General features: G+C 44.0%; 12 protein-coding genes and 1 other annotated feature. Of the genes, 2 read left to right on the plus strand and 10 right to left on the minus strand.

The features are described from left to right. Window positions 1–4: 4 nt before the first annotated feature. The 8 genes from BUC50_RS08910 to rpsO form a co-directional block, all read right to left on the minus strand. Window positions 5–1,324, minus strand: a complete 1,320-nt coding sequence (locus BUC50_RS08910; protein WP_013048108.1) for a TrkH family potassium uptake protein — start codon at window positions 1,322–1,324, stop codon at window positions 5–7. Between the two features lie 2 nt (window positions 1,325–1,326). Then, a complete protein-coding gene (rplT, locus tag BUC50_RS08915) occupies window positions 1,327–1,686 on the minus strand; it encodes a 50S ribosomal protein L20 (protein WP_013048107.1) in 360 nt (119 codons plus the stop codon). Between the two features lie 54 nt (window positions 1,687–1,740). Beyond that, complete coding sequence (rpmI, locus tag BUC50_RS08920; RefSeq protein WP_013048106.1) at window positions 1,741–1,938, minus strand: 50S ribosomal protein L35; 198 nt, start codon at window positions 1,936–1,938, stop codon at window positions 1,741–1,743. Between the two features lie 69 nt (window positions 1,939–2,007). Continuing rightward, complete coding sequence (gene infC / locus BUC50_RS08925; protein ID WP_083775765.1) at window positions 2,008–2,592, minus strand: translation initiation factor IF-3; 585 nt, start codon at window positions 2,590–2,592, stop codon at window positions 2,008–2,010. Window positions 2,593–2,779: 187 nt separating this feature from the next. Beyond that, window positions 2,780–4,681, minus strand: a complete 1,902-nt coding sequence (thrS, locus tag BUC50_RS08930; protein ID WP_286677363.1) for a threonine--tRNA ligase — start codon at window positions 4,679–4,681, stop codon at window positions 2,780–2,782. A 38-nt stretch (window positions 4,682–4,719) separates the two neighbouring features. After that, window positions 4,720–4,949, minus strand: a binding site (T-box leader). A gap of 51 nt (window positions 4,950–5,000) precedes the next feature. Beyond that, the gene (gene dut / locus BUC50_RS08935) at window positions 5,001–5,441 is read right to left on the minus strand and encodes a dUTP diphosphatase (RefSeq protein WP_013048103.1); all 441 of its coding nucleotides are present in this window, start codon (window positions 5,439–5,441) and stop codon (window positions 5,001–5,003) included. Next, window positions 5,438–7,684 carry a polyribonucleotide nucleotidyltransferase gene (locus BUC50_RS08940; protein ID WP_286677364.1) on the minus strand — a complete coding sequence of 749 codons (2,247 nt, stop codon included), beginning with the start codon at window positions 7,682–7,684 and terminating at the stop codon, window positions 5,438–5,440. The genes dut and BUC50_RS08940 overlap by 4 nt, the downstream gene beginning before the upstream one ends. 134 nt (window positions 7,685–7,818) lie before the next feature. Further along, window positions 7,819–8,085 (minus strand): 30S ribosomal protein S15, encoded by a 267-nt coding sequence (gene rpsO, locus BUC50_RS08945; RefSeq protein WP_013048101.1) that lies wholly within the window; start codon window positions 8,083–8,085, stop codon window positions 7,819–7,821. 258 nt (window positions 8,086–8,343) lie between these two features. Here rpsO and BUC50_RS08950 point away from each other — a divergent pair, with 258 nt between their 5' ends. Then, complete coding sequence (locus BUC50_RS08950) at window positions 8,344–9,024, plus strand: response regulator transcription factor (RefSeq protein ID WP_013048100.1); 681 nt, start codon at window positions 8,344–8,346, stop codon at window positions 9,022–9,024. 210 nt (window positions 9,025–9,234) lie between these two features. Continuing rightward, complete coding sequence (locus BUC50_RS08955; RefSeq protein WP_286677365.1) at window positions 9,235–10,158, plus strand: sensor histidine kinase; 924 nt, start codon at window positions 9,235–9,237, stop codon at window positions 10,156–10,158. A 79-nt stretch (window positions 10,159–10,237) separates the two neighbouring features. On the opposite strand, the gene BUC50_RS08960 is transcribed toward BUC50_RS08955, so the two are convergent. Both BUC50_RS08960 and BUC50_RS08965 read right to left on the minus strand, forming a co-directional pair. Further along, window positions 10,238–11,632 carry a Do family serine endopeptidase gene (locus BUC50_RS08960; RefSeq protein WP_013048098.1) on the minus strand — a complete coding sequence of 465 codons (1,395 nt, stop codon included), beginning with the start codon at window positions 11,630–11,632 and terminating at the stop codon, window positions 10,238–10,240. A 78-nt stretch (window positions 11,633–11,710) separates the two neighbouring features. Further along, window positions 11,711–12,487 (minus strand): prolipoprotein diacylglyceryl transferase, encoded by a 777-nt coding sequence (locus BUC50_RS08965; protein WP_083775764.1) that lies wholly within the window; start codon window positions 12,485–12,487, stop codon window positions 11,711–11,713. Between the last annotated feature and the right edge of the window lies 1 nt (window position 12,488).

A 12,488-nucleotide genomic window follows, 5' to 3' on the forward strand; every position in this document is an offset into this window, starting at 1 on the left:
CCTCCTAGCCTACCGGGATGTTTGTTGCAGCGTAATTCACATTATCCCGTGTTTCTCGAGTTATTACTACGTACATAAATGTAAGGATACCAACCCTTCCCCAGAACATCAACATTATAAGAATAATTTTACCCATTGTAGAAAGGGACGACGTAATTCCCAATGAAAGTCCCACCGTGCCCATAGCGGAGAAGGCTTCAAAGATCAATGTGTGGAAGGGAGCCGTTTCCGTAAAAGACAATAACACTATACTCAAAAGGACGGTACTAACGTACAGAAGGCTTAACGAAAGAGCTCTGCGCACATTATTAAAGGATATATTACGATTAGCATAAACAATGTTATTTCTTCCCCTCATCTCACAAAGAGCCGAATAGACTAAAAGTCCCAAGGTCGTCGTTTTGACCCCACCACCAGTAGAGCCAGGAGAAGCCCCTATGATCATCAATAGGCAGGTAACAAAAACCCCCAAAGCTGTAAAGTTCGCTGTTCGTATAGTATCAAACCCCGCAGTGCGAGGGGTGACGCTCTGAAAAAGAGCGTTCCATACTTTAAGAGTTGGAGATAGTCCTCTAAATGCCCCGTTCCAGTCAGAAATAAGAAATAGAAAAGCTCCGCCAATGATCAGGATACCTGTAACCTTTATGACAAGGTGGCAGTGAGGTGTCAATGGTTCACCCCTTCTCATATATCGGGCTATTCCCAAAAGAACAAGAAAGCCTGCACCACCTAAAATAATTAGAAGCATAATAGTGGCGGGAACAAGAAAAGTATGAGCATAACCTTGCAAGCCCGTTGAGAAAGGAGAAAAACCTGCGTTGCAGAAAGCACTAATGCTATGAAATAAAGCCAGATATAAAGCCCGCGCCGGGTTGTAGTCCCGAACAAATGCTATGAAAAGGGGGACGGCCCCAGCCACCTCTATTGCAACAGTCATCTTCAATATGAGGATAAGAAGCTTAATGGCTCCTGCCGGCGTATCGAGTCCAAGACCTCCCGCAAAAAGCAAACGTTGGCGTATCCCTATTTTTTGTCTGAAAAGTAGTAGAAGGGTCGTAGCGGCAGTCATAACCCCAAGTCCTCCCAGTTGTATAAGGACAAGGACAACCCATTGAGACAATAACGTCAGATCTTTACCGGTGTCTACAACAGTCAATCCTGTAACACAAACAGCAGATGTCGCCGTAAATAAAGCGTCTACAACTGCGATAGAGTGCTCTCCCTCCAAATTAAAGGCCCATATAAGCAGGGTTCCTATCACTATCAGCGATAGGAACCCTGCTACAATGGTTCTCTCTACTCGGAGAGAACTATACGTTTTCAAAACTACTGTCCTAACGCATTACGGGCTTGTTCAACCAATTTTGCAAAGGCCGGCATATCGTTGATGGCCAGTTCTGAAAGCATTTTTCTGTTAATTCCAATGCCCGCTTTTTTAAGTCCGGCTATAAGCGAACTATAGCTCATCCCCTGGGCCCGCGCAGCCGCATTTATACGAGTGATCCACAAACGCCTAAAATCTCTTTTCTTCAGTTTGCGGTCATCATAGGCTCTAGACAGAGATTTAAGAAAAGCTTCCCTCGCTCTTCTATAAACATTCTTCTTTTTGCCCCAATACCCTTTTGTGATGGAAAATAGCTTTTTCCTTTTTTTATTACTAACGCTACCACCCTTAACACGAGGCATAGCATGTCACCTCTCTTAATCATAAATTCTTTATTTTATACGTGAAATCGACCCCTAGCTATAGGGAAGCAGCTTTTTTAGATCTCCAGCCAATGTTTCTGGAACATACCCCGTTTTACGGAGACGACGAAGACGACTTCTGCTCTTTCCTGTCAAAAGATGCCCTCTTCCATTTTTTCTATAGCTGAACTTGCCTGTTCCGGTTGAAGAGAATCTCTTTTTTGCTCCTGAATGAGATTTCAACTTAGGCATAGTAATACCCTCCTTTCACACTGTTAAGTATACTAAAACACTACACCAAAGAGTTGTTCTGTAAGATTATTACTCTGACTGTTCAACTTCTTCCTGATTTTTATCCTGTTTGTTTGTTTCCTTTGTTTTTGTCGGCCCTAAAGGTGTGAGCATCATTCTCATATAACGACCTTCCATACGAGGTTCTGCTTCTACCTTGCCTAAACTCTCTGTGTCATGAACCACTCTTGCAAGGACATTGCGCCCTTTATCAAGGAAAGCCATCTCACGACCTCTGAAAAAAATAGAAACTTTTACCCGGTGTCCGCATTTCAAGAAATTCATAACAGCCTTAACCTTAAAATTATAGTCGTGTTCATCGATTTTCGGACGCATTTTGATTTCTTTTAGGGTTTGTCCCTTCTGTTTCTTTCGTGCATCTTTTTCTTTTTTCTGCAGTTGATAACGATATTTGCCATAATCAAGGATACGGCAAACTGGCACTTTAGCCTGGGGAGCCACCTCAACTAGATCAAGATTTCTCTCTTCTGCCATACGTAAAGCATCCTCTATTTTGGTGACACCTATTTTGACTCCGTTATCGTCAATCAATAACACTTCACTCACAGTGATTTCATCATTGACGCGGGGTTCCCCTGCTTCTCTTTTGGCTATAACACTTCACCTCCGTGATAATATAAAAAAGGGCCGATGGATTTCCACCGACCCTCACACATACAAAGCAATACTCTCAAAGAGTGTTATGGTTTCGACCAGACAACAACGCCTTGCGTCGTCAGGTGAGAGGGTGGGCCTCTTCTTTAGACTAAGAAACTATATCACAGCTGCTGAAATCTGGCAATTACTTGTTAAGTAGCGGATTCTTTTCTTCCATTAAAACATCAATAAAACTGTTGATTGACATTGCACCAAGATCCCCTCTGCTCCGCTCTCTAGGCGCGACCTGATCGCTGGCAACTTCTTTTTCTCCGATAACGGCCATGTATGGGATTTTCTGAATCTGGGCATCTCTGATCTTCTTCCCCAGCTTTTCATCTCTGCTATCTATTTCAACCCTGATATTATTAGCAACCAATTTCGCCTGAACCAATCGTGCATAATCAAGAAAATCTTCCGAGATAGGAAGCAAACGGACCTGTACAGGCGCTAACCAATAAGGAAAAGCTCCAGCGAACTGTTCTATGAGTATTCCGAAGAACCGTTCCAGACTTCCCAGAATTGTTCTGTGAAGCATTACGGGCCGATGTTCTTTTCCGTCAGCTCCGACGAATGTCAAGTCGAATTTTTCAGGCATCTGGAAATCAAGCTGAATTGTTCCACACTGCCATGTACGTCCGATACAATCCTCAAGGTGGAAATCTATCTTGGGACCATAAAAAGCGCCGTCACCAGGATTGACGCGATATTGCATATTAGTTTCTTCCAGAGCTTCTTTCAAGGCAGTTTCAGCTATATTCCACTGTTCTTCTGACCCCATGGAGTTCTCAGGACGGGTAGAAAGCTCCATTGTATATTTAAAGCCAAAGATATCCCTATATATGTACTGGCAAAGATACATAATCCCTTTGATCTCATCTTTAACCTGCTCTGGTGTGCAGTAAAGATGAGCATCATCCTGCGTAAAACAACGTACTCGCATTAAACCATGAAGAACACCTGATCGCTCGTGGCGGTGGACTATCCCTAATTCCGCCATCCGCAAGGGAAGATCACGATAACTTCTTATCTGACTTTTATAAATAAGAATTCCACCAGGGCAATTCATTGGTTTAATGGCAAAAGGCATCTCGTCGATCTCTGTAAAATACATGTTGTCACGATAGTGATCCCAATGCCCAGAACGAATCCAAAGACTGCGATCAAGAATAAGAGGGGTTCGAATCTCGCAGTACCCGTTCTTTTCGTGAACTTGTCGCCAGAACTCAGTGAGCTTGTTCAGTATAGCCATGCCCTTGGGGTGGAAGAAGGGAAATCCAGGACCTTCGGGCTGAATACTGAAAAGGTCGAGTTCTTTGCCTATTTTACGGTGGTCTCTATTCTTCGCTTCTTCAAGTCTTGTTATATAAGTTTGAAGAGATTCCTCATCTGCAAAAGCCGTTCCGTAGACACGGGTCAACATTATGTTTTTTTCATCGCCCCTCCAATAAGCTCCGGCTACTGAAAGAAGTTTAAAATGCTTTATCCATGAAGTATTCGGTACGTGAGGCCCTCTGCAAAGGTCTACATAGTCTCCCTGCCTGTACAGACTCACAGTCCCATCTTCTATCTCCTCTATCAATTCCACTTTGTACTTTTCTCCACGCTCTTTAAAAAAGGCAATCGCTTCTTCTTTTTTCAAAATCTGGCGCTCTATGGGGAAAGCACGCTTCGCAAGACGTTTCATTTCCTTTTCAATTTTTGGAAGCGCTTCCTCCGAAATTGATTCCGGGAGTTCCATATCATAGTAGAATCCGTTTTTAATGGATGGGCCTATCCCAAAGTGAGCTTCCGGATAAAGAGATTGAAAAGCCTGAGCCATAAGGTGAGCTGCTGAGTGCCGTATAATATCAAGCCCCTCTTCGCTGGCGCCATCTATAGCTTCTAACAATCCGCTCTCTGCGATCTCAGCTGAGAGATCAACATAACGACCGTTAATCTTGGCTGCCACAGCCTCTTTATGCATCTCCCAGCGCTTCAATACATTAAGAACACTGCCACTTTCAATTTCTATCATATCCTCATTGGCGTTTTTAAGCTCGAACATGCGTATCACCCCTAAAAAATAATGCCCACATCTCTCCTTCTGGAGACGATGTGGGCTATATCGCGGTTCCACTCCAGTTCCAGCTTATAAAGCTGGCCCTCTTTACGCTGTAAGGGGCGTTCCCCTGCATCTTACGCCAAAAAGCTTCAAGCTTCGATGCCGGCTCAGGAATGGTCTTCGGTCTACCCTGCTGCATGAGGCTCTCAGCCCATGGCCTCCACTCTCTGTTCAGTGGTCGTAAAACTACTCTTCCCTTCATAGCCTTACATATTCTATTTGGCGAAATTTATACTACCTAAAAGTAAGAATGTCAACTCTTTTACTTCACACCGGTACTGCCAAAGCCACCTTCTCCACGTACTGAATCTGAAAGGGATTCATTTTCCTCCCATACTAACTGAACCACAGGGGCTATGATCATTTGTGCAATCCTATCCTGTGGCATAACCTGAAAAGGTTCCTGTCCGAGATTAATAAGGATAACCCGAACTTCCCCCCTGTAATCAGAATCTATAGTCCCTGGAGTGTTAAGCACCGTAACACCGGAACGAAGAGCGAGACCGCTTCTTGGTCTCACTTGAGCTTCATAACCTTCTGGAAGCTCAACATAGAGACCAGTACCCACACTTCCCCTCTCTCCAGGCTTTAGAAGAAGAGGCTCCGCCGCACGAAGATCCACCCCGGCAGAAAAGGGAGTTCCATATTCCGGTAATGGTATTTCTATGTTTCGCCGGGCGACCTTAACCATTACACGCTTCATCGACGAGGTCCACCCTGCCTACGGTCCGGCCGTTCCTGACTTCCACCACGACGCTGGCCAGGAGCGGGACGGGGAGCAGAAGCAGCTTTGGCTTCAATAGCGGTTTCCTTTGCCTTCTCCTCTTCAAGGGCTTTGCCGAATCCCTCTTTTATAACCCTTTCTTCCTGGTCATACAGTTTCTTGCGTGTCAGATTAGTCCGTCCCATATCGTCTATTTCTTTGACCATGACAAGGACTGTATCCCCAACACCAAAAACATCTTCCACTTTGCCGACACGGTGAGGGCTGATTTCGCTTATGTGGAGAAGACCTTCTTTGCCTGGCAAACACTCTATAAAAGCCCCGAAATTCATAATCCGAGTGACTTTGCCCAGATATATTTCCCCTGGCTCCAATTCTTTTGTAAGCCCCTTTATTATTGCCAGTGCGCGTTCAACACCCTCACTTGATGTTCCGGCTATATATACTTCTCCATTATCTTCCACATTGATCTTCACTCCTGTTTCCTGGGTAATGCCTCGGATGACCTTACCGCCAGGGCCTATGATATCTCTGATTTTTTCAGGATCAATATGGGTCACATAAATCCTTGGCGCGTAAGGAGAAAGGCCGGAAGGCTCTTCTATGGCAGATTCCATTTTCTCGAGTATAAACAATCTTCCTTCTTTTGCCTGATTGAGGGCCTTTTTAAGAACTTCCCTAGTAATGCCACCTGCCTTGTTATCCATCTGAAGGGCCGTCACACCTTCGCGGGTTCCGGCCACTTTAAAGTCCATATCACCATAGTGGTCTTCAAGACCCTGAATATCACTCAAGATCTCTACTTTTTCCCCTTCCTTTATGAGCCCCATGGCAATGCCAGCGACATGTCTGTTAATGGGAACTCCGGAGTTCATAAGAGCAAGGCTTCCCCCGCAAATAGATGCCTGAGAACTGGATCCGTTCGACTCCAGGATATCTGAAACAAGACGGACCACATAGGGGAACTCAACCTCATCGGGAATTATAGGGCGAAGAGCCCGTTCAGCCAAGGCGCCATGCCCTATTTCACGACGTCCCGGACCCCGCATGGGACGAACTTCTCCAACTGAATAGGGGGGAAAGTTATAGTGAAGGATGAACCTCTTGTTCGGTTCGTCCTGTTTAAGGCCGTCAAGAATCTGGTCATCTACTCCCATCATCCCCAAAGTAGCCACAACGAGGGCCTGAGTTTCGCCCCGGGTAAAAAGAGCTGAACCATGCACACGAGGCAAAACTCCCACTTCACATGTAATCGGGCGAATCTCATCCATTGCCCGACCATCAGCCCGCTCTCGCTCATTAAGAATGCGGGACCGCATTGTTTTCTTCACCATCTCGTCAACTGCCGCAGAAATATAAGCCTCCGTACCAGGATAATTTTCTGCGAAATGCTCGATAGATGTGGTTTTAACGTAACGAATTTTTTCTGCCCTGGGTTTTTTCTCGTGAATACTGACTGCCTCTAATACATGCTTTTGCATTTCTGCTCCTAGCCATGAATCTATCTCTTCAAAAAATTCTGGTTCAGGAATATCTATCTTTTCCTTGCCAATCTGCTTCCGAATCTCTTCTTGCATGGCAACAATCTTTTTAATTTCAGTGTGGGCAAGATCCAGAGCATCTACGAGCAACTCTTCTGATACCTCGTTAGCTCCCGCCTCAACCATGGTAATGCCGTCCTTATGGCCAGATACGAGCAAATCCAATTTGGATTCCAACATTTGCTCTTCAAGAGGGTTGACTACAAACTGGTCATTAATATAGCCGATGCGCACAGCTCCTATGGGGCCTCCCCACGGAATTTCAGAGATCATAAGAGCTACAGACGCTGCATTAATGGCGAGTACACTGGGGGGGTTAAGCTGATCTACTGATAGCACAGTAGCAACAACATGTATGTCGTAGCGAAGATTTTCATCGAAAAGTGAACGTATAGAACGGTCAATGACACGTGCACTCAAAATGGCGTTTTCAGTTGGTCTTCCTTCCCGTTTGATAAACCCTCCGGGGATTTTACCTGCTGAGTAATATCTTTCTTCAAAGTCAACTAGCAAGGGGAAAAAGTCAATCCCCGTACGAGGTGTGTCAGAAATGCAGGTAGTGGTCAAAACCACTGTATCCCCGCTCCTAGCCACTATGGAACCATTTGCCTGTTTGGCCACACACCCCGTTTCGAAGGTCATTTCATGACCCCCGATCTCAATTGAAAATACTTTTTTCATCCATTGTTCCTCCTCTAATTTTCTACCTCTTCGTATTGTACTTGATAAGAATAACACATCCCACAAAAAAAGTGCGAGAGCGGATATCCGCTCTCGCACAGAAAAACCTTTGAATAAAAATTTATTCTGTTTTTTTAGTGACGAAGACCAAGGCGTTCAATTAAAGTCTGGTATCTGTTGAAGTCTTTCTCCCTCAGATAGCGAAGAAGCTTACGCCGTCTTCCGACCATCTTAAGAAGTCCCCTCCTGGAATGGAAGTCCTTTGTGTGGTTCTTCATATGCTCTGTAAGCTCACGAATCCTCACGGTCAACATGGCAATCTGAACTTCTGGAGACCCTGTGTCCACATTATGGGTGCGGTACTCTTCAATGATCCTCTGTTTCTGATCCTTCTCCAACATAATTGTTCACCTCAATTAATGAAATCCCGAAAACCAAGAAATACAGCTTTGTGTAGATCCTAGTAATGGGTTAAAGAATATTACCACGGATATTTCTATATGGCAATGTTTTGACTACCTGCGCACATATTCAGAAAAACTACATAAATTTTCAAAAAATCTAATTCTGCACTCGACATGGGTTAAAGTATATGGTTAAATAATAGAGAGTTAACAAAAGCATTTAATATAAATTGGTTCGGGGGGGAGGTAATAAGCATGTCACTGCTTATTATTGAAGATAATAAGGATCTTGTTCAGGTTCTCGCCGAGGGCTTTGCAGAAAATGGGTTTTCTGTAGAGCGCGCTTATACAGGAGAAGAAGGGCTGGAAAAAGCGAAGAACCCGGAGTGCGAGTGTATAGTTCTGGACCTCATGCTGCCTGGCATAAGCGGACTAGAGGTTCTTGAAAGACTTCGTTCAAATGGTGCTACTCTTCCTATCATTATTCTCACGGCGAAAGACAGTGTAGACGAAAAGGTAGAGGGCCTTAATAAGGGTGCCGATGATTTTCTGGTTAAACCATTTGATTTCAGAGAGCTTCTTGCAAGAGTTCGTACCCTTTTAAGGAGAACTTCTGAGTTGCAGCATAATCTCCTTCATTGTGGATCTATGACAATAGATCCAGTAGCTAGGGAATGTAGAGTGGATAACACCATATTACCACTGCGTAGACGGGAGTTTGATATTCTGGAATTGCTTCTTCGACATGAAAACCAAGTTTTTACCAGGGAAAAGATAATTTCTCAAGTCTGGCAAAAAGAATATGACGGGACAAGTAATGTAGTTGACGTACATATAAAATATTTGAGAGACAAGCTGCGCGAGCAAGGATTAGATACAGTGGTTGTAACTGTACGAGGAGTTGGGTACAAGGTAACTTGCCCAGACTGTATCTAAACATTAAGTGGAAAGCCAGGGTATCAGGCATTGAACTTGCAACTTCGCAAACTTCTTAGGTCTTTTAAAATACGTTTAACAAGGGCTTCAGCAAACCAAAGGGGCAATCTGAAACTCCTCAGGTTGTCCCTTTTTTCCATTTCTTTTTTTATAATTATGTCCCTTGCTGTGTTAGCGTCATCCTTCACTTTAACTTCCTTTTTTTCCTATATGGGAGGATTGTTTGCCGGTTGCGCACTATCTTTTTTTATATCCCTCTGGTTTCTTGAGCTTCGCATTTACACTCCCTTACGAAAAACGTGTCAATCCTTACGAAAAAAGAAGAGAAAAAATGACCGCGTAACAATACCCTTTCTTGGGGATCATCCCCAACTTGTAGAGCTTCGCGAATCTCTTAATAAACTGCTCCGCCAGTACGAAGAATCCCTTGCTCAACTTAAGCAATTGTCAGCAGATACGAGCCATGAGCTTAGAACTCCTATTGCCGTCATCAAGGGAAAGATCGAAATAATGCTCATGTCCACTAGAGAACCTAGTTATTACGTGGAACGGCTTCAGCAAATAATGGTTCAGATCGAAAATATGCAACAAATTGTAGAGTCTATACTCGAGTTGTCCCGGTTTTCAAAGTTCTCAGGCCCAGAATGGATGGAATCGGTGGATTTACTTATGGCAGCTGATGAAGCCTGTGAAAACATGTTTCCCCTCATTGAAAAAACAAGACGTCAGCATCTGGTGAAAAAACTCTCTTTTGCCCCAGTTTTCGGGAGCATTGAACTTCTTACAAGAGTTGTTACAAACCTCCTGGACAATGCCAGCAAATACACTCCTGAAGGCGGAACTATCGGTGTGGAAACATGGAGTGATATAAAAAAGCAGAAAGCCTATTTGCGTATTTGGGATACCGGCCAGGGGATGGATGAATACGCTATTCAAAAATGCAGAGACCTCTTTTGGCGTGCGGACACAGCTCGAAGCGGAGGCGGATATGGGCTGGGACTTCCCCTTGTGCAGAGAATATCTGAATTGCACAAAGCTGAAGTGGACATCCAATCTACTTTGGGAAAAGGAAGCTCTTGCACTTTGACTTTTTCCCTTGATACAAACACCCTTTCCGAATATGAGATATCGTGATAATAAAATATTTTTAATCGAAGTAAAGGGGCTGTCCTTCAAAGGACAGCCCCTTTACTTATAAGTATAAGTTTGCGTTTTAAAAACTCATGGAAACAAAGAACGTTCTCCCGCCCCGGCCTAAAAGAAGCACTAAAGAATTGTCCTTATTCCCCACGGCTTTATTTAAGTCGCTCACATCAGACACTTTTGTGCCATTTACCTCCAGAACCAGGTCTCCTTCACGAATCCCTGCACGAGCAGCAAATGATCCCTGCTCAACAAAGGTTATAACCACTCCATCCTTTGATCTTAGTCCGTACTGGGAACGAAGCTGTGTGGTAACATTACTTGCTTCAACACCAACTTTTTTAAAAAGCTCTGAGGTTTTAGGCGATCCTTTTTCCTGGCTTTCTTCTCCTGCAGGAGCAACTTCTGTTAGTTTAACAGAAATATTTTTCTTTTCTGCTTTACGCACTATCTCAAGATTAACTGTATCCCCTGCCATAAATTGGCGTATTCTAAAAACAAGATCCTGATGATTGTCTATCTTGTTACCATTAACAGCAATAATCACATCGCCACGCTGCAATCCTGCCTTATCCGCTGGCGAATCTGACACCACATCGCTGATAACGGCTCCTTTTTCTTCTTTTAAGCCATAAGCTGTGATAAACTCTTTCGTCACTGGCTGCACGTACACACCAAGCCAACCTCTTTTGACCTTTCCATATTTTACAAGATCATCCATTATCTGCTTCGCCATGTTAACAGGAATAGCGAATCCTATTCCCTGAGCATAAGGGACAATAGCGCTGTTTATCCCCACAACTTCCCCCGAAAGGTTGATCAGGGGACCGCCACTATTCCCCGGATTAATAGCTGCATCAGTTTGCAAAAAACCGTCAAAATTTACATCTCCAGCGTGAATGCTCCTGTTTTTTGCAGATATGACACCAACTGTCACAGTGTGCTCCAGGCCAAAAGGGTTACCTATGGCAACAACCCACTCTCCCACGTCTATACGGTCAGAGTCACCAAGTTTGAGCACAGGCAGATTGCGGGCGTCTATCCTGATCACGGCTAAATCAAAAGTAGGGTCAGTTCCTAGGACTTCAGCGGGAAAGGTCCGTCCATCAGAAAGAGTTACTGTAATCTTATCCGCTCCCTCTACAACATGACTATTGGTGAGAATTTGGCCGTTGTCTGTAACAATAAAGCCAGATCCACGCCCTTTCATTGGTATAGTTCTAGAAAAACGCTGAAACTCTTCTCCAAAGAAACGCTTGAATATGGGATCATTCGGGAAAGGAGAGACTGACCGTGTAACTGTAGCCTCTACATCTATGTTGACCACGGCTGGAGAAGCATCCTTCGCTATGACCGCTATAGGGTTCCCAGTGAAAACATCTTGAGCAAAAGAGGAAGTGCTTATCGCACTCAGAGCAAAAGCTATTATGGAAAGAAGAGCAATTGTGTTGTACATCCTTTTCATATTATTTCACCTCCGTTTACTTTCCATATCTATTGTATCCGGCTTTTTGAAAAGGACATCGTTTCTTTTACTGATACTTTAATCATAAATTTTACGAATAAGTTTCCAGCAAGAATAAGAAAGCCAGATTCCACCTACAATTACCATGGAAAAACTACCTCTATGAGATGCTTCTATTCCAGAAAGGTACCAATCAATACGAAGTGGATCCACAAAAATACGCAAGAAACCCCAAAGGATTAAAAATAGGGGCCAGAGAAATGCAGCTTTTACAAAGCGCTCGCTTTCCCCTAAACGAAACTCAATCCATTGCAACGCAAGGAGAATTGCAAGAGCTCCGAAAGAATAATAAAGCTGAGTGGGATGGCGGATTAAAGCTTCCGGATCAATAGCGAAGCGTACTCCCCAAAGGTGAGATGTTGGAATTCCCCCACAACAACCATTCAAAAAACAGCCCCACCGGCCAATAGCTATTAACGCAGCGGAGGGGAGGGATGCCGATTCTGCAACACGCCATAGAGACAATTTTGTACGGAAGATATAAAAGAAGGCAAAGCAACAGCCGCCTATGAAACTGTAATAAGAAGACATTCCTCCTTTCCAAAAATGAAGTATGCTAAGGGGATCTTGAAATACAGCTTCTCGACCAAGATGAATACCCATGCCAGTACATATACCCGCAATAATTCCCAAAGCAACCATTCCCAACAAGTGCCCCATTTTAGAGGGAGGGATGCCGTAGTACTGAATTCCTCTTTTATACGTCCAGAGAAAAGCCGTCACTAACGCAACGATCCACAGCACGTAATAGCTGTGGATCGTAAAATTCCTTATAGAGAATAGTTCCGGATACATA

This window comes from Aminobacterium sp. EBM-42 (assembly GCF_001896635.1).
Classification (GTDB): domain Bacteria; phylum Synergistota; class Synergistia; order Synergistales; family Aminobacteriaceae; genus Aminobacterium; species Aminobacterium colombiense.

Coding starts and splice junctions, on each gene's coding strand:
- dut (WP_013048103.1), bottom strand. CDS start 5,441: ATGAAGCGTGTAATGGTTAAGGTCGCCCGGCGAAACATAGAAATACCA.
- BUC50_RS08950 (WP_013048100.1), top strand. CDS start 8,344: ATGTCACTGCTTATTATTGAAGATAATAAGGATCTTGTTCAGGTTCTC.
- BUC50_RS08960 (WP_013048098.1), bottom strand. CDS start 11,632: ATGAAAAGGATGTACAACACAATTGCTCTTCTTTCCATAATAGCTTTT.
- thrS (WP_286677363.1), bottom strand. CDS start 4,681: ATGTTCGAGCTTAAAAACGCCAATGAGGATATGATAGAAATTGAAAGT.
- rpmI (WP_013048106.1), bottom strand. CDS start 1,938: ATGCCTAAGTTGAAATCTCATTCAGGAGCAAAAAAGAGATTCTCTTCA.
- BUC50_RS08965 (WP_083775764.1), bottom strand. CDS start 12,487: ATGTATCCGGAACTATTCTCTATAAGGAATTTTACGATCCACAGCTAT.
- rpsO (WP_013048101.1), bottom strand. CDS start 8,085: ATGTTGGAGAAGGATCAGAAACAGAGGATCATTGAAGAGTACCGCACC.
- rplT (WP_013048107.1), bottom strand. CDS start 1,686: ATGCCTCGTGTTAAGGGTGGTAGCGTTAGTAATAAAAAAAGGAAAAAG.
- BUC50_RS08955 (WP_286677365.1), top strand. CDS start 9,235: ATGGGAGGATTGTTTGCCGGTTGCGCACTATCTTTTTTTATATCCCTC.
- BUC50_RS08940 (WP_286677364.1), bottom strand. CDS start 7,684: ATGAAAAAAGTATTTTCAATTGAGATCGGGGGTCATGAAATGACCTTC.